Genomic DNA, 21,429 nt, shown 5'->3' with positions numbered 1-21,429 from the left:
CGTGCGACTCGTCGCGAGTCCTGAGTTGCGAGGCGCCGCGCTACTCGATCGTCACATCGGCCACGCCGCCGGCGACCGCCACGGTGTGCGTTCCGCCGTTCCCGATCGTCAGGTCGAACGTGGTCGAGTCCGCGACGGTCCGAGTCGCGATGAGTCCCGCGTCGACGTGGTCGATGCGGAGGCTGACGCCCTCTCGCTCGATGTCCATGTCCTCGAGTTGGAACACTTCCTGTACGTCGACCGTCACCGTCAGTTCCGTCCCCTCCTCGGCGCTGAACTCGGCGTGATCGCCGTCCTCGAGGGTCGTGTCTACTCCGCCGCCGCCGGGAAGCAAGCCGCTACAGCCGGCGAGCGGAATCGTCGCCGCGAGCGAAACGAAGGTCCGTCGGCGCATAGGCTGAGGTATCAGTACGCGAAAATATAGCTACTGGCCGATCGCGGCGGCGAAAACGGACGGCGATTCGACAGCGGCAGCAACGCCGTCGCAGCGTTCGGGGTGGTTCGTCTCGAGCCGACGATTCGCGTTCAGTCCGCGGCCTCAGCCTCGAGCGGTTCCCAGGCGTCGTAGCCGCCGGCCATGCTCGCGACGGAGTCGGCGTTCCCGTACTCCTCGATGAGCCTGGCGGCCTGAACCGACGTCTTGCCGACGTAGCAGTAGACGATCACGTCGTCGGCCCAGTCCCGGTCGACGACGGTGTCCTCGAGTTCTTCGATGGTGACGTGTTCGGCGCCGGGGAGGTGGCCGTCGTCGTAGGCGTCGGCGTCGCGGACGTCGATCAGGTCGAACTCCTCGTCGGCGTCGTCGCGCTCGATGCGTTCGCGGACCGTTTCAGGGGAGAGTTCCTCGACCATCGTTACTGCTTCCGGAGGTAGATCCGGTAGGTCGCGTCCCCGCTGCGCCAGACCTTCGCCTCGGCGTCGTCGCCGACGGCCTTGGGCACGTTCTCGGTGCAGGGGACGTGGTCGGTCTCCTGGACGAGGAGGTCGCCCGACTCCAGCTGCTGGAGGCCCTTCTTGGCCTCGACCTGCGGGTACGGGCAGACCTCGCCCATCATGTCCTGAACGAGGTCGGCCTCCTCGAGCAGTTCCTCGGCTCGGTCGTCGCTCAGTTCGTCCGGTGCGTCGGTGACGTCGTCGATGGATGGCATTGTAGTGTACGTGTGTCAGTCGTCGCTGCGTGGTATGGTTGGCGAACGATACCGCTCAGATCGCGCAGCCGACCTCGCGGTAGATCCAGTGGGTCATCACGTAGACGCCGGCGACGATGCCGACGGCGGCGATGAACGAGTGGACCGACAGCTCCGCGATGCCGGAGTAGATGTTCCCGATGTTACAGCCCGGCGCGAGCCGCGAGCCGGCGCCCATCATGATGCCGCCGAAGACGGCGTTGGGGAGCCGGCGGCGCTTCGGAACGCGGACGGAGAAGTCCCCGCTCCAGACGGCGGCCAGGAACGCGCCGACGATGACGAACGCGATCATCACCATGTCGACGGTGACGCCGACGCCCCGGCCCTGAAAGAGGACCGAGCCCCAGTACTCGAACGACCCCGCGTCGACGCCGACCTGCGAGAGCAGGTAGCCCGTCCAGCGGGCCTCGGGGCCGGTCACGCCGACGATCGAGACCTGCGTGAACCACAGCACCGCGGCGGCGGTGATCCCAAGCGCCGCGGTGCGGGGGTCCCACGGCTGCTTGCTCGCTTCGATCGGGTTCCGCCAGGCGCGGGCCAGGCCGGCGAAGTACGCGCGCGTCCCGTCCGCGAACTGCCGGAGCCCCACGGCGGGCGCGGCCAGCGCCGCCGGCCGGAACTCGGCCGCCTCGGCGCGCTCGCCGAGCGCTGCGCCGACCGACGAGCGACCGATCACCGTGGCGTAAACGAGCAGTACGGCGCCCGCGACCAGCAGCGCGAGCAGTCCGGCCGGCAGCGAGGAGTAGGCAAACAGGCTCACGCCCTCACCGAACGTGAGGGCCTCGAAGTACGTGCTCTCGAGCGTCGGGAAGGCGACGGTGAAGCCGGCGTAGCCGACGCCCATGAACAGCAGGGTGAGCCAGAACTGGAGGTAGCCCTCGCCGGCCCGGTAGAGCGTGCCGCTGGCGCAGCCGCCGGCGTAGGTCATCCCCACGCCGAAGATAAAGCCGCCGACGAGGCCGGTCAGGCCCCACCGCGGCGTCCAGAACCCCTGATAGTAGCCGAATTGGTAGGCGATTCCCCAGAAGACCATCGTGAGCAGCGTCGCCGCGAGAACGCCCTTCGTGACCCGGGAGTCCTTGTAGGCGAAGAAGTCCCGGAAGGCGTTCACGAAGCAGAACCGCCCCTTCTGGAGAAAGGCTCCGAGGGCGATCCCGACGACCGCTGCGACGAGTAGCGTCGAAACCACACCGTTCCCAAGGGTTCGACCGACTTAACCCGCAGTCAGTCGGCCGCTTTGGCCACGGCTCGAGACGCACCGTCGCGAAGAAATGGGGCCATACGGCGGGTCTCCGAACCGATGCGCCGACGAAACCGTCTCGGTCGGTGGCGTAGAAACCAGCGGTATTTGCGGATCTCGAGTGCGATTGTCTGTGACGGGAAGCTCTCGCAAATCGGGCGGTCGGGACGAGACGGACTCGGGCGCCGGCGTTACGACGGCAGCGACACGCGGCTCACCGGGAGCTTGTAGATGCCGTCCCAGAACTCGAGTTCGGTGACCGTCCAACTGACCGGTTCGATCTCGCGGTCGGCCAGCCGCCGCGCGGTCTCGGCGTCGCCGCCGCGGGCCAGCGTCACGTGCGGGACGTAATCGGTTCCCTCGAGCCCGTCGACGGCGTCGAAGGTCTCTGCGAGGTCGGCGTGCAGCGACTCGAGGCCGGGACTCTCGACGGCGAGGTAGACGACCGGCGCGGAGCCAAGCGGCGGCTCCTCGAAGTAGTCGATGCCCGTAATCCGGGCTTCGACGGCGGGGGCGCCCTCGAGGGCGCGGTGGGCGCGGTGTTGTAACTGGGCGACGTGATCGGCCTCGCCGAGGCGCTTGAGCAGGCAGGAGTGGGTCTCGCGGATCGTCTCGAAGCCGATCAGGTCGGGGTGGAGTTCGTCCGCGAGTTGCCGGACGCGGCCGGGGACGGGGACGTTGACGCTGTACACGGTGGATGCTCCGCGATGGGGTAGGAGCGGCGCGACTATCAGTCTGGTGCCCTCGGAGTCGGCGGCAGGACGGGGCCGGAACCGGAGCCGGAACCGAGACGACGCTTCAGATCCGATCGAGCAGCCAGAGAACGATCAGGGCGGCGATCGCGAGTTGCACGACGACGAAGAACGGTCCGAGCAGCCAGGCGAGCCCGGACAGGAGCGCCTCGAGGACCTCGAGGGCGAGCAGGACGGCGATCAGTCCGAGGACGATTTTCAGGAGGGTTTCGACGTCGAGGGAACCGCGTCGATCGAGCATAGATTCACGTACGGAGACCGGTTTGAAAAATACACTGCTACAGTCGGAAAGACCTATTTAGCCGGCTATGACATGTGGACGTAATGGACGGGAAGGGGCTGCGGGCCCTGCTTTGCGTGCTCGTCGTAGTCGGGTGTCTGTTCGCGTCCGCGCCGCTCGCCGTGCCGGGGGCGGCCGCGGAGGCCGGGAACGGCGGCCCGAACGCGCTAGCACAGCAGGACGGGGGACAGTCGCAGGCGCAAACGCAACGGTTGCAAGGGAACGGGAGCGGCCAGGAGGGGAGCGACCGGCTCAACGACGCCAGCGAGATCCACATCGACGTCTTCGTCTACGAGAACGGGTCGGCGACGTTCGTCGTCGACTACCGGTTCGAGAACGACTCCTCGGGCGAGTGGGCGGCGCTCCGCGAGGACATCGAGGCGAACAACGCCGCGTACGTGGCCGACGAGATGGCCGCCTGGAACAAGACCCTCGAGGACAGCGAGAACGCGACGGACCGCGAGATGCACCTCGAGGACGGCGCGATCGAGACCGATACGAGTTCGCAACCGCAGAATCTCGGTCACGTGCAGGTTTCCTTCGAGTGGATCAACTTCGCCTACGTCGAACTCAACCGGATCGAGATCAGCGACGTCCTGACCGGGATCGTCCTCTCGCAGGACACCACGATGGAGGTGTACCCGCCCGACGGGTACGTCATCAGCGAGGACGAGTCGTCGACGGAGTCGGGCGACGGGTCGGTGTTCTGGCAGGGGGACAGCACCGACTTTACCGCCGATCCGCCGACGGTCGTGATGATCGAAAACGGCGACGTGCAAAACGAGTCGGCCAACGCGACGGCGAACGCGAGCGCAGCCGGCGACCGGGGGCCGCCGATGCGGTGGTCCATCGTCGCGGCCGCGCTCGCGCTACTGGTGGTCGCCGGCGCCGCCGGCTGGTGGGTCCGCGATCGGGGGATCCTCGGCCCGGGTCCCGCTCCCGAGGCGGGCGGGGGCAGGGGCGGGGGACCGCCGCCGGCCGAGGGCGCGGCGAACGGCGGCGAGGCGAAATCGAACGGACCGCCGCCGGAACTGCTGAGCAACGAGGAGCGGGTCCTCCGGCTGCTCGAGCAGCGGGGCGGCCGGATCAAACAGCAGGAGGTCGTCTCGGAACTGGACTGGACCGAGGCCAAGACGAGTCAGGTCGTCAGCGGCCTGCGCGAGGACGGCGAGATCGAGGTGTTCCGGATCGGCCGCGAGAACGTCCTGTCGCTGCCGGACGAGGGCGAGCGCGGAAACCGCGACGTGCCGTCGGGTTCCGGCAGCGACTCGCCGTCCGATCCGGAACCCGGCGTCGAGAACGAGTGACGGAGTCGCGGTTCGGCCCGCAGAACCCGTGTAACACTTGCCAAGCGGGCAAGCTTTAATACCACGAAGTAGTATAGAGCCACCAATGAGTCAGTCCGTCGGCACCACGCTCGCCGTTCTCGGTACCGACGGGACCGTTCTGGCGCGGCGGCCGCGGCGACCGCGACCGGGCCTTTGAGCCCGTACTATACTACTACCCCACGTCCCGGTTCGTTCCAACGTTTCACTCGTTGCAGAAACTCCAGAATTTTCGGTTAGCAGCCGCTCTATCCTTAGTTTTCCCGAGTTAAACCGACGAATTTAAGGCTATCCTTCCGTTTCACTCGAGTACGACATGACCCGCGTGGCACTTGCGTTCTCGGGCGGCCTGGACACGACTGTCTGTGTCCCGCTGCTCGAGGAGGAGTACGGATACGACGAAGTAATCGGCGTCACGGTGGACGTCGGCCAGCCGGCCGAGGAGTTCGAGGAAGCCGAGGAAACCGCCGAGGCGCTCGATCTCGACCACTACGTCGTCGACGCGAAAGACGAGTTTGCGGACCTCTGTCTCGAGAGCGTTCGCGCGAACGCGACCTATCAGGGCTACCCGCTGGGCACGGCGCTCGCGCGACCCGTCATCGCGAAGGCGATCCTCGAGGTCGCCGAGGAACAGGACTGCGACGGGATCGCCCACGGCTGTACGGGCAAGGGTAACGACCAACTGCGCTTCGAGGCCGTCTGGCGCGACTCGGATCTCGAAGTCATCGCGCCCGTGCGCGAACTCGGCCTGACCCGCGAGTGGGAGCAGGAGTACGCCGACGAGAAGGGCCTGCCCGTCGAGGGCGGCAGCGGCGGCGACTGGTCGATCGACACCAACCTCTGGAGCCGCTCCGTCGAGGGCGACGAGCTCGAGGACCCGAGCTACGTCCCGCCGGAGGATATCTACGCCTGGACCCAGTCGCCCACCGGCGACACTCAGGAGATCGAGATCGAGTTCGAGGAGGGCTATCCCGTCGCCGTCGACGGCGTCGAGTACGAGCCCGCCGAACTCATCCAGCACTTAAACGAGATCGCCGGCCCCTACGGCGTCGGGCGCACGGACACGATGGAGGACCGCATGCTCGGCCTGAAGGTCCGCGAGAACTACGAACACCCGGCCGCGACGACGCTGCTGAACGCCCACGAGGCCCTCGAGGGCCTCGTGCTCACGCAGGAGGAGCGCCAGTTCAAGCAGCAGATCGACCAGCAGTGGGCCCAGAAGGGCTACGAAGGACTGGTCGACGCGCCGCTTGTCGACGCGCTCGAGGGCTTCATCGCCGAAACCCAGAAGCGCGTCACCGGCACCGTCACGATCCGCTTCGAAGGCGGGCAGGCGCGTCCGGTCGCCCGCGACAGCAAGTTCGCGGCCTACTCCGCCGAGCACGCCTCCTTCGACACCGAGACGGTCGGCAAGATCAAGCAGGAGGACGCCACCGGCGTCGCGAAGTACCACGGCTTCCAGCGCCGCCTCGCGAACGAGGCCATCGCGGCCAACGCCGAGGACGGCGAGGAGGTCGAACTCGCGACGGACGGCAGCGGCGACGAAACAGACGAGTAAGGACAGATGACTGAGGAGAGCGCTCACGACGGTGGCGGCGAGTTCGAGCCCGCGGTCGAAACCGACGGCGGCAGCGACGAGGGCGTCGTCCGGCGGGACCGGTTCAGCGGCGGCCCCGCCCGGAGCTTCCTCTCCTCGCTCGAGGCCGATCGGCGGATCTTCGAGGCCGACCTCGAGGTCGATCGCGCCCACGTCGTAATGCTCGCCGAGCAGGGGATCGTCGGCGACGACGTCGCCGGGAGCATCTTGACCGCCCTCGACGCGATCGAAGTCGAGGGCCACGACGGCCTCCCCGAGGGCGAGGACGTCCACGAGGCCATCGAGACGGCCGTCATCGAGCGCATCGGCGATCAGGGTGGCAAGATGCACACCGCGCGCTCGCGCAACGACGAGGTCGCGGCCTGCATCCGATATCGCTTACGCGAGGACGTCCTCGAGGCGATCGAGACGACGCTGGCACTGCGCGAGTCGCTGGTCGAGGTGGCCGCCGAGCACCGGGAGACGATCATGCCCGGCTACACCCACCTCCAGCCCGCACAGCCCACCACCGTCGCCCACTGGGCGCTCTCCTACGAGGCCGCGGTCCGCCGCGACACGGCGCGGCTGCTCGAGGCCTACGACCGCATCAACGAGTCGCCGCTGGGCGGCGCCGCGTTCGCCGGAACCACGTTCGACATCGACCGCGAGCGCACGGCCGAACTGCTCGGCTTCGACGGCGTGGTGGAAAATTCGATGGACGCCTCCTCGGGCCGGGACTTCCTGCTCGAGACGGTGCAGGCGCTGTCGACCCACGCGACGACGCTGTCGGGACTCGCGGAGGACGTCGTTATCTTCGCGAACCGCGGCTTCGTCGACCTCGCGGACGACTACTCCTCGACGTCGTCGATCATGCCTCAGAAGAAGAATCCCGACACGCTCGAGCTCGTCCGCGCGGTCGCGGGCGACGCCGCCGGCAGCGTGCAGGGACTGACGACGACCCTGAAGGGACTCCCCCGCGCCTACAACCGCGACCTCCAGCGGGCGACGACCCACGCCTGGGAGACCGTCGACGCCGTAACGGAGGCAAGCGAGGTCGCAGCGGGTGCGGTCGCCACCGCCGACTGGAACGCGGAGACCCTCGCGGCGGAAGCCGGCGAGGGCTTCTCGACGGCGACCGGCGTCGCAGATCTGCTCGCGGCCAACGGCCTGCCCTTCCGCACGGCCCACGAGATGGTCGCGGTGGCCGCCGAAAACGGCGCCGACTACGACGCCCTCGAGGCCGCCGCCGAGGACGTGCTCGGCGAACCCCTCGAGTCGCTGGTCGATCCCGCCGCAGTCGAGAAGGCGCTCGACCCCGCCGAAAGCGTCGCGAGCCGCGACTCGCAGGGCGGCCCCGCACCCGACGCGGTGGCCGACCAACTCGAGGCCGCGCGGAGCGCCGTCGCGGACGACGAGGCGACCCTCGAGGAGCGCGACGAGGCCCTCGAGGACGCACGCGAAACGCTTCGCTCGGAGGTGAACGAGTATGTCTAACGTGTCACCTACCGCTCCGATCCCGTTCCCGCCGATCTCGCCACCGTTCGCAGGTGAGCCGCGAACCTGCGAGCGAGCGAGATCTCCGATCTCGCCACCGCCGTCCCCGCGAGGGGACGTACTACCTACCACATGATATGTCAGACTAAATCCGCCGCGTGGTCGCCTTTTCACTCCGTTAGCCGGTAGTGCGCTTCATGTTTTTGTTCTGATAAGTTCGAAGGCTTTAAGGGATATCGGCTCCCAGTTGCAGGTACAATGACCGAATGCGTCGAGTGTGGGGCTGACGTGTCCCTGCACGACGATCTGGAAGTTGGAGAGATCGTTGACTGTACGACCTGCGGCGCCGAGCTGGAAGTCGTCGACACCGAGCCACCAGTCCTCGAGCGAGCCCCGGAGCTCGAAGAGGACTGGGGTGAGTAACCTTGAAGGTAGGAATACTCTACTCCCGGATCCGCAAGGACGAGAAGCTGCTGTTGAACGAGCTGCGCGAGCGCGACCACGAGGTCGAAAAGATCGACGTCCGCAAGCAGACCTTCGACATCGGCGAGGTCCCCGAGGCGTTCGCGGACCTCGACATCGTCGTCGACCGCTGTCTCGCCACGAGCCGGAGCCTGTACGCCACGCAGTTCTTCGAGGCGTACGGGATCCCCGTGGTCAACAGCAACGAGACCGCGGATATCTGCGCGGACAAGGTCAAGAACAGCCTCGCGCTCGAGCGGGCGGGCGTGCCCACGCCCGCGACGAAGGTCGCCTTTACCAAGGAGTCGGCGATGGAGGCCATCGAGGAGTTCGGCTACCCCTGTGTCCTCAAACCCGTCGTGGGCTCGTGGGGCCGTCTGATGGCCAAGATCGACTCCGAGTCGGCGGCCGAAGCGATCCTCGAACACAAGGCGACGCTTGGCCACTACGAGCACAAGGTGTTCTACGTTCAGGAGTTCGTCGAGAAGCCCGGACGGGACATCCGCGTGCTGGCGACCGACGGCGAGCCCATCGCGGCGATGGTCCGCTCGTCGGACCACTGGATCACCAACGCCGCGAAGGGCGCCGAAACCGACGTCTTCGAGCTCGACGACGAGGCGAAGGAACTCGTCCAGAAGGCCAGCGACGCCGTCGGCGGCGGGCTGCTGGGCGTCGACCTCATGGAGACCGAAGACGGCTATACGGTCCACGAGGTCAACCACACCGTCGAGTTCAAGGCCTTAGACGGCGCCGTCGAGACCGACGTCGCCGGCACCGTCGTCGACTGGCTCGAGGAGAAAGCGGCCGCCGCGGCCGAGGACGAACTCGAGGTGACCGCCTGATGGCGGTCGGCACCGAAACCGGCGCCGACGAGAACGCGGAGACGATCACCGCGAGCGTCGTCGGCGGCTCCGGCTTCACGGGCGGCGAACTGCTGCGCCTGTTGGCGGGCCACCCGAACTTCGAGATCAGCGAGGTCACCAGCCGGTCGAAGGCCGGCAAGAGCGTCGGTTCGGTCCACCCGCCGCTTCGCGGGTCGGACCTCCGGTTTACCGAACCCGACGACCTCGAGAGCGTCGACGTGCTGTTCGCGGCGACGCCCCACGGCGTCTCGATGGGCCAGATCGACGAGTTCTTCGACCACGCGGATACGGTCGTGGACCTCTCGGCCGACTTCCGCCTCGACACGGAAGAGCAGTACGACGAGTGGTACGACGGCCACGAGGCGCCCGAATACCTCGAGAAGGCCGAGTACGCGCTGCCCGAGATCAACCGCGACAATCTCGCAGGCGCCGAACTCATCGCGGGCGGCGGCTGTAACGCCACCGCGACCATCCTCGGCCTGTACCCGCTGTTCGAGCACGACATCCTCGAGGGCGGGGAACAGATCGTCGTCGACGTGAAAGTGGGGTCGTCGGAGGGCGGCGCCGGCGGCGGCGAGGCCTCGAGCCACCCCGAGCGCTCGGGCGTCGTCCGCCCCTACGCGCCGACGGGCCACCGCCACGAGGCCGAGATCGAGCAGTTCCTCGGCACTTCGGTGGCCTTCACCTGCCACGCCGTGGACATGATCCGCGGCGCCAGCGCGACGAGCCACGTCTTCCCCTCGAGCCCGGTCTCGAAGGGCGACCTCTGGCAAGCCTACCGCGGATGTTACGAGGACGAGCCGTTCGTCCGCATGGCCGCGGGCGGCTCCGGGGTCTACCGCTACCCCGAGCCGAAGGCGGTCGCCGGGACGAATCTGGCCGAGGTCGGCTTCGAACTCGACCCCTCGAACAAGCGGGTCGTCGTCTTCTCGGCGATCGACAACATGATGAAGGGGTCGGCCGGCCAGGCGGTCCACGCCGCCAACGTCGCGCTCGGCCTCGAGGAAACGGCTGGACTCGAGTTTACGGGGCTGCACCCCGTGGGGGCGCCCTAAAATGACGGTAGTAGTGAAAATCGGCGGCGCGCGCGCCGTCGATCCCGAAGGCGCCCTCGCCGATGTCGCCTCGCTCGTCGAGGACGGCGAGGATGTCGTCCTCACCCACGGCGGCTCGACGGCCGTCGACGAGACCTTAGAGGACCTCGGCAAGGAGCCCACCTACGTCGAGACCCCCGGCGGCGTCGTCGGGCGGTTCACCGACGAGGAGACGATGGACGTCTTCAAGATGGTCATGCCGGGCAAGCTCAACACGGATCTCGTGGAGAGCCTGCACAACGAGGGCGTCGACGCCGTCGGCCTCTCCGGCACGGACGGCAAGCTCCTCGAAGGGAAACGGAAGTCCGCCGTCCGCGTCAAGGAGGACGGCAAGAAGAAGATCAAGCGCGGCGACCACTCCGGCAAGATCGAGTCGGTCAACGCGGACCTGCTCGAGACCGTCCTCGCGGGCGGCTACACGCCCGTCGTCTCCGTTCCCATGCTGGGCAAGGAGAAGTCCGGCGGCTACACGGCGGTCAACGCCGACGCCGACCGCGCGGCCGCGGCGATCGCGGGCGCGCTCGAGGCAGACCTGGTCGTCCTCACGGACGTCTCCGGGATCTACGAGGATCCCGACGACGAGTCGACGAAGATCGACTCGGCCGCGACCCCCGAGGAGTTCGCGGCCGTCAAGGACGCCGCTGAAGGCTTCATGACGAAGAAGGTCATGGCCGCCGAGGAAGCCCTCGAGGGCGGCGCCGCGAGCGTCACCGTCGCGACGGCGAACGCCGACGCACCGATCACGAGCGCGCTGGAAGGCGAAGGGACGACGCTCGAGCCCGGCGTGCTCGCTGACGAAGCGGACGACGCGGACGACGCGGACGACGGCGAGGAGGTGGCCCAATGAGCGACCTCGATTTCGTCTCCGGCAGCAAACCGATCGGCCTCGAGCGCGGCGAGGGACCGTACCTCTACACCGCCGACGGCACGGAGTACCTCGACGCGGGCGCGAGCTTCGCCTGCACGCCGCTCGGCCACTGCCACCCGGCGGTCGTCGACGCGGTCCAGGAGCAGGTCGGCGAGCTCACCTTCGTCGACTCCTCCTATCCCGTCGAGGCCCGCGAGAACGCCTACGCCTCGTTCGTCGCGTCGACGCCCGACGGCCTCGAGTCCGCCTGGTTCTGCAACTCCGGAACCGAGGCCAACGAGGCCGCGCTGAAGTTCGCCCGGTCGGCGACCGGCGAGTCGAAGATCGTCGCCGCGACCCGCTCGTTCCACGGGCGGACGATGGGCTCGCTCGCGGCCACCTGGAAGGACAAGTACAAGAAGCCCTACGAGCCCCTGGCCGGCGACGTGGAGTTCGTCCCATACGGCGACGACGAGGAACTCGCCGCGGCCGTCGACGACGAGACCGCGGCCGTGATCCTCGAGCCGATTCAGGGCGAGGGCGGGATCAACGTCCCGCCGGCGGGCTACCTCGAGACGGCTCGCGACCTCACCGACGAGGCCGGCGCGGCGCTCGTCTTGGACGAGGTCCAGACCGGCATGGGCCGCACGGGTTCGATGTGGGCCTGCCAGAACGTCGGCGTCACGCCCGATATCCTCACGACGGCGAAGGGGCTGGGCAACGGCCTGCCCGTCGGCGCGGTCGCCGTGCAGGACTGGATCGCCGACGGCGCGGCGTCCCACAACGCTACGTTCAGCGGCGGCCCCGTCGTCGCTGCGGCGGTCCACGCCACCGTCTCGACGCTGGTCGAGGAGGAGTACCCCGCCCGCGCGGCCGAGATCGGCGACTACCTCGCCACCGAACTCGAGGCGGCGCTGGGCGACGACGTCCGCGAGGTCCGCGGCCGGGGCCTGCTCGTCGGCCTCGAGTTGAAACGGGGGGCGAACCGCGTCGCCCGCGATCTGGCGATGAACCACCAGATCCTCGCGCTGCCCGCGGGTCGGACCGTCCTCCGGCTGCTACCGCCGCTCGTGATCGGTCGGGAGGAAGCGGACCAGCTCGTCGACGCGCTGACGGCGGTCGTCGGCTCCGATTCAGAGGGGAACTAACCATGAGCGCAGCCACACAGGATCAGGACGCGGCCGACGTTTCGCACGAGGTCGCACGACAGCTGTTGATCGATCTCGTCTCGATCCCGTCGCCGACGGGCGAGGAGCGCGACGCCGCCGAGCGGCTCGTCGCGTTCTTCGAGACCCACGGTCGCGACGCCTGGATCGACGAGGTCGGCAACGTCCGTGCGCCCGCGGACGACTCGGTCCTGCTCACCTCGCACGTCGACACCGTCCCCGGCGAGATTCCCGTCGAAGTGCAGTCGGCCGACGAGGACGATGTCGCGGCCGACGTCGCCGAGGAAACCGGCGAGGAGATCCTCTGGGGCCGGGGCAGCGTCGACGCGACCGGCCCGCTGGCCGCGATGGCCGCCGCGGCCGTCCGCACCGGCGTCTCCTTCGTCGGCGTCGTCGGCGAGGAGACCAATTCCCGCGGCGCGCGCCACCTCGTGGCGGACCGCGAGGAGCCCGACGCCGTCATCAACGGCGAACCCAGCGGGACGACGGGCATCACGCTCGGCTACCGCGGCTTCCTCGCGGGCACCTACGTCGCCACGAGCGAATCCGGTCACACCTCGCGTCCCGAGCCGAACGCGATCCAGCACGCGACGGAGTGGTGGACCAGCGTCGAGGACGCCTTCGAGAACGACGAGTACCAGCCCGTCTTCGAACGCGTCACCGCCAAACCCGTCGACATCGACGGCGGGATCAGCGACGACGGCCTCTCCGTCGAAGCGACGCTGGACGTCCAGCTGCGGATTCCCCCGTCGCTGGACGCCGAAACCGTCCGCGAGACGGCGGAAGCCGAACTCGAGATCGGCACCGTCTCGTGGGCCGAGCCGATTCCCCCGGTGATGGAGAGCCCCCGCACCGAGGTCGCCCGCGCGTTCCGCGTGGCGATCCGGGAGGTCTGCGGCGATACGCGACTGGTTCGCAAGACCGGCACCAGCGACATGAACCTCTACGCCGGCGCGTGGGACTGCCCGATGGCTACCTACGGCCCCGGCAACTCCGATCTGGACCACGCGCCCGACGAGCGACTCTCGCTTACCGAGTTCGACGACTCGGTCGACGTGCTGGAACGCGTCGCGGCGACGCTGGCCGGAGGTGACGACGAATGACGGACGGCGACGACGTCCGGCACTTCCTCGAGATCGACGACGTCTCCGAGGACGAACTCCTGACGATCCTCGAGCGCGCCGAGGAGTACAAAGCGGCCCAGCACGCCGGCGAGGACCACGAGGACCTAGACGGCCAGACGCTGGGGATGATCTTCCAGAAGCCCAGCACCCGCACCCGCGTCTCCTTCGAGACGGGGATGACCCAGCTGGGCGGCCACGCCGTCTTCCTCGGCGAGGACGACATCCAGCTCGGCCGGGGCGAACCGCTGAAAGACACCTCCCGGACCCTCTCGCGGTACGTCGACGCCGTGATGGCCCGCGTCTTCAAGCACGAGAACATCGAGGTCTTCGCGGAGTACTCGTCGGTGCCGGTCGTCAACGGCCTGACCGACGACGCCCACCCCTGCCAGACGCTGGCGGACCTGCTGACGATCCGGGAGCAGGAAGGCGGCTTCGACGGCGTCTCCGCGGCCTGGATCGGCGACGGCAACAACGTCGCCCAGTCATTCGTGCTCGGCTGTGCGCTGACCGACATCGATCTGACCGTCGCGACGCCCGAAGGCTACGGCATCGACGACGACGTCATCGAGCGCGCCCGCGAACTGGGCGGCGATCCGACGATCACGCACGACCCCGACGAGGCCGCCGCCGGCGCGGACGTCATCTACACCGACGTCTGGATCAGCATGGGCCAGGAGGACGAACGCGACGTCCGAATGCAGGCCTTCGAGGGCTTTCAGGTCTGTGCGGACCTGCTCGAGCGGGCGCCCGACGCCTCAGTGATGCACTGCCTGCCGGCCCACCGCGGCGAGGAGATCACCGACGACGTCATCGAGAGCGACCGCTCGGTCGTCTTCGATCAGGCCGAAAACCGGCTGCACGCACAGAAGGCGCTGTTGAGTTGGCTCTTAGAGTAGACTCCGCTGCTCGCGAGCGGTCCGAGGAGCGGTATTTTCTGGTCGTCTCTTGTCGAACGGATTTCTCGAGAACGCGATTCGGTCCCCCGAGTGACACCCGCGTCGCTCGAGCGATTCGAACCGGGAACGGCACCGGAATTCGGCCGTCAACCGGTCGTTGACTCCCGTATTCGGTGGTCGAATCCGTGAACGATCTCGAGCTATTATATGTCACTCGGATACAACTACGGGTATGTCATTCAGGGTGCTACTCGCGGTCTTCATCATGCTGCTGGGGCCGGCCGCGCTGATCGGCCTCTACGCGCTGTGAGCGGGTGCAATCGAACGGTGGCGTCCTCGACTCCCGAAAGTCTCGAGAGTCGCGACATCGTCGCCGCGAGACGGTCGGGTATCGCGATCTACCGCCGGGTGAGTGCCGCGTACGTCACGCCCAGGACGAGCCCGTACGCGGCGTGACCGACGAGGCTCTCCACGGCGACGTTCGGCACGGACGGCGCCATCGAGAAGCCGACCGCCGACAGCCAGATCGGCATCACGACGACCGCCAGGAGCGCCCAGACGGCGAGCCCGTAGACGAGGCCGGCAGCGCCGGCCGCTCCCGCGCCGAGGGTCGGACGGCCCGCCGCGACGAGCAGCGCCGCGAAGACGACGCCGAGGACGGCGCCGTGGGAGACGTGAATGATCATCCCCGCGAGGCCGCCCTCGAGGCCGTACATCGCCGGAATCGCCATCTCGAGGACGCCGGGCGTCCGGGCGGCCATCAGCGCGCCGAAGACGATCGCGCCGACGATGCCGCCGACGGCGCCGGCCTGCCAGGGCTCGAGTGCAGTTGCAGTGCGGTCGACGGTTCTACGTTCGGTTTCTTGTGCCATGGTATATAGTAGCACCCAGTGAGTAGTAGCGGTACCCCGGTCTGGAACCGCCCGCGCACAACCGTACCGTCGACGGTTCCCGTCCGAGGGAGCAGGGGGGACGTGAACGTTCTTTGCACCGGCGGTCACAGTCGGAGTCGATGGGAGACACGATCCGCGTTTCCGCAGGCGATCTGGCGGCCGACGAGATCATTGCCGCGATCGAGGCCGGCGATCGGGTCGTCGTCGCGACGACGGTCGCCGGCGGGACCCACGAAATCGTGCTGCGGTACGACGGATCGGTGTACTACTGCGACACCCCGACGCGACTGCACCGCCACGAGAGCGAGGGCGAGATGCGAACGTGCATTCGACGGATGGGGTACGGGGCAGACGCGGATGCGGACGCGGCGGGTCCGGAAGCCGACGCCGAGTCGCCGACCGACTCGGACGCGGCGGACCGATAGCTCTTTGCGCCGCGGGTCGACGGCTCACCTATGAGCGGTGATACCGAGCACCGACTCGGGGAGCTACTCGAGGACTCGAGCCCTCCGTTCGAGAAGGTGATGAGCTGCGTCTTCGGGATCGAAGACCACGAAACGCGGACTTACCTCGTGCTCCGCGACCGGCCTGGGAGCACGGTCGACGAGCTCGCGGCGGCCCTCGAGCGGGACCGGAGCACGGTCAACCGATCGCTGGCGACGCTGCACGACCGGGGGCTCGCGCGGCGCGAGCGGCGGCTGTTGGACGGCGGCGGCTACGTCTACCAGTACACCGCGGTCGCACTCCCGGAGGCGAAGGCGTCGCTCCACGAGGCCCTGGACGCGTGGACCGAGACGGTCCACGACGTGATCGACGAGTTCGACGGCGAGCGAGCGCGGGCAGGACCGACCGAGGAGGAATCGAAGCGAACGTAAGGCTCGTCGGAACCGACTGCCAGCGAGACCCGATCGGGACCGGCGAATCCACTCACTTTTTCCCCTTCGCCTCCCTCTCGACTGACAATGAGTCTCAGTCTCTCGGCCGAGCAACCGGCAACGCCCGACGTCGCCGACGACGGCGTCTGGCTCGAGTGCATCGAGTGTGGCGCAACCTTCGCCCCCTTCGAGGACGTCCGCTACACCTGCGACGAGTGCGATAGCCTCCTCGAGGTCCGCTACGCCGACCTCCCGACGTTCGACGACTTCGAGGGCGAGGGCGTCTGGCGCTATTCGGACGCCCTCCCGCTCGAGGACGGCGTCACGACCCAGGAAGGTGCGACGCCGCTGTACGAGGTCCCCCGGCTCGAAGACGAAATCGGCGTCGAGGCCCTGCGGATCAAACACGAGGGGATGAACCCCACCGGCTCGTTCAAGGACCGCGGGATGACCGTCGGCGTCGCCGTCGCGCGGGAACTGGGCGTCGACCGCCTGGCCTGCGCCTCCACCGGCAACACCAGCGCCGCGCTGGCGGCGTACGGTTCCCGCGGCGGAATGGAGACGCTCGTCCTGCTGCCGGCCGGCAAGGTCGCCGCCGGCAAGATCGCCCAGGCCAGCCTCCACGGCGCGCGCATCCTCGAGGTCGACGGCAACTTCGACGCCTGCCTCGACATCGTGCAGGAACTGGCCGAGGGCGGCGAAGCCTACCTCCTCAATTCGCTAAACCCCTTCCGACTGGAGGGTCAGAAGACGATCGGCCTCGAGATCCTCGAGGGCTTCCGCGACGACTACGGCGCGTTCCCGGACCGGATCGTCCTCCCCGTCGGCAACGCGGGCAACACCTCCGCGCTGTACAAGGCCTTCCGCGAACTCGTCCAGGCCGGCGCGCTCGAGGAGTCCGAGGTGCCGAAGCTCGTCGGCGTCCAAGCCGAGGGCGCGGCGCCGATGGTCGAGGCGATCGAGAACGGCGCCGACGAGGTCCGGCGCTGGGACGACGTGGAAACGCGCGCGACCGCGATCCGGATCGGCAACCCGGTCAACGCGCCGAAGGCGCTGCCGGGCATCCGCGAGACGGGCGGCACCGCGATTGCGGTGACCGACGAGGAGATCACCGAGGCCCAGCGCGACCTCGCGGGCGAGGGGATCGGCGTCGAACCCGCTTCCGCGGCCTCCGTCGCGGGGCTTCGGAAACTTCGGGCCGAGGGCATCGTCGACGACGACGAGCGCGTCGCCTGCCTGACGACCGGCCACCTGCTCAAGGACCCCGACGCGGCCGCGGCCGCGGGCAACGATCCAGAGTCCGTGCCCGCCGATACGGAGGGCGTGCTCGAGCACCTGCGCGGCGAGTAACGGACATCGACCAGCCGGCCGACGCAGGGCGGACGCGTCGGACGCGTCTGACGCCCGACTGACTGACTCTTTTGGGTACCGGTCGCATACCCTGTGCTGTCCATGTCCGCCGACCGACACCCCTCTCAGTCTCAGTCCCAGTCCCCCGAGGCCCGATCCGACCACGAGCAGCCCGGTCCCGCGGCGACCGACGTCGAACTCGAGTTTCGCTCGTCCGCCGCGTCCACGGACCTGCACTCGAGCGCCCGATCCCCCGCCGCGTCCGACGCGACCACTGGCCCGGAGCCGCCGCTCAGCCACCGCATCGAGCAGACGAAGCTCCGGGCGCGAGTGACGGCCCTCGAACGCGCGCTCGAGACGAGCGAGTCCCGCCAGCGGGAGATCGTCGCGCAGTACGAACGGTTGCTCGCGGAGCGAACGGACGAGGCGCCATCGGCAGACGCGAGCCAGGACTCGACCGACGCGAACGACGGACTGCTACACCGGCTGCTCGAGCGCTGGCGGTAGCGACCTGCGTCCCCCTGACGCCCCTCCGTTTTCGTGCGGTCCGCGGACGACCGACGTGACGTAACTGCAGAAAAGCGAACGGCAGAATCCGAGTTAGTCCGAACTGCCGACTTCGGGCGTCGCGTCCGCTTCCGTCTCGGCGTCGGCGGCCGTCTCGAGTTCAGCCTCCGCGCTTGCGGCCGCAGCCTCCTCGGTGCGCACCTCCTCGACGAACGCGAGGAAGTTATCGAAGACGAGCTTCGCCGGGCAGGCCCGCCGGTAGTTCTCCGGGGTGATTTCGTCGAGGATCGACTCGAGGCGCTCGTCGGAGAGCTCCTTGCGGTGGACGAGTTCACGTGCGGTTTTCGTGTCGTACTCGGGGTGGAACTGGACGCCGAAGACTCGATCCTTCCGGAAGCCGTGGTTCGAGTACTCGTTTTCAGCGAGCGGTTCGGCGCCGGGGGGCAGTTCCGACACTTCGTCGGAGTGGCTGGTGAAGGCGGTGAACTCCTCGGAGATACCCTCGAACAGCCGCGAGTCGCCGAGTTGCTCGATCTCGCTGTAGCCGACCTCGTAGGCGCCCATGTCCTCGACGGTGCCGCCGAGAACGTGCGCGAGCAGCTGGTGGCCCCAACAGACGCCGAGGAAGGGCATTCCGCGATCGATCGCCTCGCCGACCCACTCCTCGGTGGCGGCGATCCACTCCTCGTCCCAGTAGACCGACGACCGCGACCCGGTGACGACGGCCCCGTCGTAGTCGAACGTTTCGGGGACCTCACCCGCGGTCACGTCGAACTCCGACAGCGACGCGTCGAGTTCGCGCCGGAAGTTCCGCGTCGTGTTCTCGTCCCGATGGGCCGCGTTCAGGACGGCGATTCGGAGTTGCTTCATCGTCCACTATTGGCGACTCGATGATGAAAGGCCTTCTGCACGTCGCCGTCGTTGCCGCGATCGCAGTCGAGACCGCGCGTTCGTTCTCTCTTTTCGTCCATTATCGATCATCGTCAGCACGGTAGTAGCGGCCGGTTTCGTCTCGCCGGAACCGCTCGTCCGCGTAAAACCAGCCGTCGGCGAACCGGCCGCGATCCGCGGTATCGTCGGGTTTCTCGTTCGTTCGATCGCCGGTTCCGAAGCCGGCGTCGACGGTCGTCTCGCCGTCACCCCCGGCGTCGCCGTCCGAACCGGACGAGTCGGCGCCGGGAGCACCGACGTAGCCGTCCGCCAGCACCGGCCCCGAGAGCGCGAGCGATCCCGTCCCCGCACCCTCGAGCGGGTCGCAGTCGCTCCCGTCGGCAATCAGCCGGACGCGACAGTCGGGGACCGGTTTGCCGACGTCGACGGCGTCAGTCCCGGTAGCGTCTGCCGGATCCGTGCCGGTCTGAGTCAGCGCGATCGGGCACTCGAGGCGCCCGTACGTCCGCGCGACCGGAATCCCCTGTTCGCGGTAGGGCTCGAGGACGTCCGCGGGAACGCTGGCGTCGGGGAACGCACGCTCGAGGGAGGCGGCGGCCGCCGGAAACCGGGACTCGGCCGCGAGGTCCCGAAACGCGGCCGTTCGGCCCGCGAACAGGGTCGCGTCCTCGCTCTCGATCGCGGTCAGCGTATCGCCGGGGTCGAACGCCCGGTCGAGCAGCAGGCGGCCGCCGGCGTACAGCGTCGGGAGCGCGGTCCGAACGAGGCCGTCGTGGGCCGACAGCGGCGCGACGAGCGGCACGGTGTCCCGCGGAGAGAGGCCCCACGTCACCAGCGTCGCGATGCAGTTCCACTCGAGGCTTCGCGCGGAGTAGCGGACGATCGGCCGGCCGCCGTCGCCGTGGAGCAACAGGAGGGGGTCGTCGGTGGCGGTCTGATCGTCGCCGACTCGAGGGTCCGGTGGTTCGTCGGTGGCGACGCCGTCGTCGGCGGTACCGCCTTCGCTGACGTCGACCTCGGCCAGTTCCGAGAGCGTCACCGTCCGATCGAACGGCATCGAGCGCACGAGATCCCGCTGGGCCGCCTCCGCGACGACGAGCGTCGGCTCGAGCACCGCGAACGGCCGCTCGACCGTCACGGGCGTCAGGCGGTGCGAGATGGGGGCGAACGTCGCGTCGAGCCGGCGGCAGGCGAACAGGAGCGCGAGCGAGGCCACCCGGTTCCGGGTGACCAGACAGACGGTGTCGCCGGCGTCGATCCCCAGTTCGGCGAGCCGATCGGCCGTCTCGGCGGCCAACTCCGAGAGCGTCGCGTAGGAGACGCGGTTCTCGTGGATCGTCTCCGCGGGGGCGTAGAGCCGTTCCTCCGAGATGTCGACGACCGCCGTCCGGTCGGGGTAGCGGTCCGCGCGCCGCGCCAGCGAGAGAGTCACGGCCCCGGCTACCACGCTCGAGCCCGTAATACGGCGGGGGTCATTCGCAAGTACCGGGCCAGAGACGACGGCGAGACCACGATCGATGACGGCGCGCCGAGCCGCGGTGAGCGACGGCGAAGCCGCGGCTCGAATACCGCGAGGGATGAGCGAGCGAGCGCCGACGGCGCGAGTGAGCGAATCGGTTGGGGAGGACGTGGAACTCTCGTTGCCACGATCGGAGACGCTCGACGTCGTATACGGCCACCGCGAGGACCCGGATACACTCGAGAATCACGCAGTCCGATACCGCTCGAGTACGTCTCGGAGTATCCGTATAGCCCCACTCTCGAGACGCGAGTCGACGCTCACCGGTCGTCCGTTTCCGTCCGTTTCTCGAGAAAGCCCAGCAACCGGTCGTTGACCGTTCGCGACCGCTCGATCATCCCGAGGTGGCCCGCGCCCTCGAGTTCGACGAACTCCCCGCGGGGGAACCCACGAGCGAGGTCCCGCCCGGCGTCGACCGAAACGAGTTCGTCGTCGGTGCCGTGATAGACCCGCGTCGGCTGGGTCACCTCGACCAGCCAGTCGGTCGCGTCGAACCCCTCGAGGGCGGCAACTTGCGCCGACCACCCCTCGCGGTCGGCGTCGCCGTCTGCACGCCAGTCGACGATGCCGTCGACGACGTCCGGTTGCTCGGCGAGGAACTCGTCGGAAAGCGCCGTCTCGAGCGACTCCCGCAGTGCGTTCGGGTCGTCCGGCGGTGCAAAGAGCGGCTCGAGGTCGTATTCGGCGCCCGAGGCCGCGGTCCCGATCAGCGAGAGCGTTTCGACGCGACTCGAGGTTCGGGCTGCGGCGAGTGCGGCCGCGCCGCCGAGGCCGCAGCCGACGAGGTGGGCGTTCCTGATTTCACAGTCCGACAGGACCGCCTCGAGGTCGCCGACGAGCGTCTCGAGGGCGTAGGGACCCGAGGGCGCGTCGGAGCGGCCGGTTCCGCGGAGGTCCCAGACGACGGCCTCGTGGGGGCCGGCGACGGCGGCGTGTTGCCAGCCCCACGACCAGCCACCGAGGCCGGCGTCGGGGACGAAGACGACGGGGGCGCCGTCGCCCTCGCGGTCGTAGTACAGCGAGACGGAGCCGTTCGAGGCAGTGGGCATACTCGAGGAGAGCGGGCGGAGGAAGGCGACGGTTTCGGT

At 68.6% G+C, this 21,429-nt stretch carries 24 protein-coding genes; 14 read left to right on the top strand and 10 right to left on the bottom strand.

The window, feature by feature from the left end; genetic code table 11:
* Positions 1-40: 40 nt before the first annotated feature.
* From ACYQ26_RS20215 to ACYQ26_RS20190, 6 genes are all read right to left on the bottom strand, one after another.
* Complete coding sequence (locus tag ACYQ26_RS20215) at positions 41-394, bottom strand: hypothetical protein (RefSeq protein ID WP_459810674.1); 354 nt, start codon at positions 392-394, stop codon at positions 41-43.
* Positions 395-525: 131 nt separating this feature from the next.
* The gene (locus ACYQ26_RS20210) at positions 526-852 is read right to left on the bottom strand and encodes a rhodanese-like domain-containing protein (protein ID WP_459810673.1); all 327 of its coding nucleotides are present in this window, start codon (positions 850-852) and stop codon (positions 526-528) included.
* A 2-nt stretch (positions 853-854) separates the two neighbouring features.
* Positions 855-1,148, bottom strand: coding sequence for a sulfurtransferase TusA family protein (locus tag ACYQ26_RS20205; protein ID WP_459810672.1), 294 nt, complete (start codon positions 1,146-1,148; stop codon positions 855-857).
* A gap of 55 nt (positions 1,149-1,203) precedes the next feature.
* Entirely contained in the window at positions 1,204-2,376 is a 1,173-nt protein-coding gene (locus tag ACYQ26_RS20200) for a YeeE/YedE family protein (RefSeq protein ID WP_459810671.1), read from the bottom strand.
* A gap of 242 nt (positions 2,377-2,618) precedes the next feature.
* The gene (locus ACYQ26_RS20195; protein ID WP_459810670.1) at positions 2,619-3,119 is read right to left on the bottom strand and encodes a 2'-5' RNA ligase family protein; all 501 of its coding nucleotides are present in this window, start codon (positions 3,117-3,119) and stop codon (positions 2,619-2,621) included.
* 106 nt (positions 3,120-3,225) lie between these two features.
* The gene (locus ACYQ26_RS20190; protein WP_459810669.1) at positions 3,226-3,420 is read right to left on the bottom strand and encodes a DUF7554 family protein; all 195 of its coding nucleotides are present in this window, start codon (positions 3,418-3,420) and stop codon (positions 3,226-3,228) included.
* A gap of 83 nt (positions 3,421-3,503) precedes the next feature.
* Between ACYQ26_RS20190 and ACYQ26_RS20185 the strand changes: the two genes are divergently transcribed.
* The 10 genes from ACYQ26_RS20185 to argF all read left to right on the top strand — a co-directional run bounded on the left by ACYQ26_RS20185 (position 3,504) and on the right by argF (position 14,306).
* The gene (locus tag ACYQ26_RS20185) at positions 3,504-4,766 is read left to right on the top strand and encodes a helix-turn-helix transcriptional regulator (protein ID WP_459810668.1); all 1,263 of its coding nucleotides are present in this window, start codon (positions 3,504-3,506) and stop codon (positions 4,764-4,766) included.
* 334 nt (positions 4,767-5,100) lie between these two features.
* The gene (locus tag ACYQ26_RS20180; RefSeq protein ID WP_459810667.1) at positions 5,101-6,342 is read left to right on the top strand and encodes an argininosuccinate synthase; all 1,242 of its coding nucleotides are present in this window, start codon (positions 5,101-5,103) and stop codon (positions 6,340-6,342) included.
* A 6-nt stretch (positions 6,343-6,348) separates the two neighbouring features.
* Positions 6,349-7,854, top strand: a complete 1,506-nt coding sequence (gene argH / locus ACYQ26_RS20175; RefSeq protein ID WP_459810666.1) for an argininosuccinate lyase — start codon at positions 6,349-6,351, stop codon at positions 7,852-7,854.
* A gap of 258 nt (positions 7,855-8,112) precedes the next feature.
* Positions 8,113-8,277, top strand: coding sequence for a lysine biosynthesis protein LysW (gene lysW / locus ACYQ26_RS20170; protein WP_049928823.1), 165 nt, complete (start codon positions 8,113-8,115; stop codon positions 8,275-8,277).
* Positions 8,278-8,279: 2 nt separating this feature from the next.
* The gene (gene lysX / locus ACYQ26_RS20165) at positions 8,280-9,158 is read left to right on the top strand and encodes a lysine biosynthesis protein LysX (RefSeq protein WP_459810665.1); all 879 of its coding nucleotides are present in this window, start codon (positions 8,280-8,282) and stop codon (positions 9,156-9,158) included.
* Positions 9,158-10,234 carry an N-acetyl-gamma-glutamyl-phosphate reductase gene (gene argC / locus ACYQ26_RS20160; RefSeq protein ID WP_459810664.1) on the top strand — a complete coding sequence of 359 codons (1,077 nt, stop codon included), beginning with the start codon at positions 9,158-9,160 and terminating at the stop codon, positions 10,232-10,234. The genes lysX and argC overlap by 1 nt, the downstream gene beginning before the upstream one ends.
* Before the next feature lies 1 nt (position 10,235).
* The gene (locus ACYQ26_RS20155) at positions 10,236-11,120 is read left to right on the top strand and encodes an acetylglutamate/acetylaminoadipate kinase (RefSeq protein WP_459810663.1); all 885 of its coding nucleotides are present in this window, start codon (positions 10,236-10,238) and stop codon (positions 11,118-11,120) included.
* The gene (locus ACYQ26_RS20150) at positions 11,117-12,268 is read left to right on the top strand and encodes an aspartate aminotransferase family protein (RefSeq protein WP_459810662.1); all 1,152 of its coding nucleotides are present in this window, start codon (positions 11,117-11,119) and stop codon (positions 12,266-12,268) included. Before ACYQ26_RS20155 ends, ACYQ26_RS20150 begins: the two co-directional genes overlap by 4 nt.
* Positions 12,269-12,270: 2 nt before the next feature.
* On the top strand, positions 12,271-13,389 hold the full coding sequence (locus ACYQ26_RS20145; RefSeq protein WP_459810661.1) for a [LysW]-lysine hydrolase: 1,119 nt from the start codon (positions 12,271-12,273) through the stop codon (positions 13,387-13,389).
* Positions 13,386-14,306: an ornithine carbamoyltransferase gene (gene argF, locus ACYQ26_RS20140; protein WP_459810660.1), complete on the top strand. Its 921-nt coding sequence runs from the start codon at positions 13,386-13,388 to the stop codon at positions 14,304-14,306. The genes ACYQ26_RS20145 and argF overlap by 4 nt, the downstream gene beginning before the upstream one ends.
* Positions 14,307-14,704: 398 nt before the next feature.
* Here argF and ACYQ26_RS20135 read toward each other — a convergent pair whose 3' ends face one another.
* On the bottom strand, positions 14,705-15,178 hold the full coding sequence (locus tag ACYQ26_RS20135) for a histidine kinase (RefSeq protein ID WP_459810659.1): 474 nt from the start codon (positions 15,176-15,178) through the stop codon (positions 14,705-14,707).
* 140 nt (positions 15,179-15,318) lie between these two features.
* Between ACYQ26_RS20135 and ACYQ26_RS20130 the strand changes: the two genes are divergently transcribed.
* The 4 genes from ACYQ26_RS20130 (at position 15,319) to ACYQ26_RS20115 (ending at position 17,931) form a co-directional block, all read left to right on the top strand.
* A complete protein-coding gene (locus ACYQ26_RS20130; RefSeq protein WP_459810658.1) occupies positions 15,319-15,624 on the top strand; it encodes a DUF8001 family protein in 306 nt (101 codons plus the stop codon).
* 30 nt (positions 15,625-15,654) lie between these two features.
* On the top strand, positions 15,655-16,074 hold the full coding sequence (locus ACYQ26_RS20125) for a helix-turn-helix domain-containing protein (RefSeq protein WP_459810657.1): 420 nt from the start codon (positions 15,655-15,657) through the stop codon (positions 16,072-16,074).
* A gap of 87 nt (positions 16,075-16,161) precedes the next feature.
* On the top strand, positions 16,162-17,424 hold the full coding sequence (gene thrC / locus ACYQ26_RS20120) for a threonine synthase (protein WP_459810656.1): 1,263 nt from the start codon (positions 16,162-16,164) through the stop codon (positions 17,422-17,424).
* 102 nt (positions 17,425-17,526) lie between these two features.
* Positions 17,527-17,931 carry a hypothetical protein gene (locus ACYQ26_RS20115; RefSeq protein ID WP_459810655.1) on the top strand — a complete coding sequence of 135 codons (405 nt, stop codon included), beginning with the start codon at positions 17,527-17,529 and terminating at the stop codon, positions 17,929-17,931.
* A gap of 93 nt (positions 17,932-18,024) precedes the next feature.
* On the opposite strand, the gene ACYQ26_RS20110 is transcribed toward ACYQ26_RS20115, so the two are convergent.
* From ACYQ26_RS20110 to ACYQ26_RS20100, 3 genes are all read right to left on the bottom strand, one after another.
* Positions 18,025-18,801, bottom strand: coding sequence for a type 1 glutamine amidotransferase (locus ACYQ26_RS20110; RefSeq protein WP_459810654.1), 777 nt, complete (start codon positions 18,799-18,801; stop codon positions 18,025-18,027).
* Between the two features lie 100 nt (positions 18,802-18,901).
* A complete protein-coding gene (locus ACYQ26_RS20105; RefSeq protein ID WP_459810653.1) occupies positions 18,902-20,254 on the bottom strand; it encodes an AMP-binding protein in 1,353 nt (450 codons plus the stop codon).
* Positions 20,255-20,601: 347 nt separating this feature from the next.
* Positions 20,602-21,390, bottom strand: coding sequence for an alpha/beta fold hydrolase (locus ACYQ26_RS20100; protein WP_459810771.1), 789 nt, complete (start codon positions 21,388-21,390; stop codon positions 20,602-20,604).
* Positions 21,391-21,429 lie beyond the last annotated feature (39 nt).

Source organism: Halopiger thermotolerans (assembly GCF_054654555.1).
Note: the sequence above shows the minus strand (reverse complement) of the source record. Positions and strands in the feature narration are given on the sequence as shown.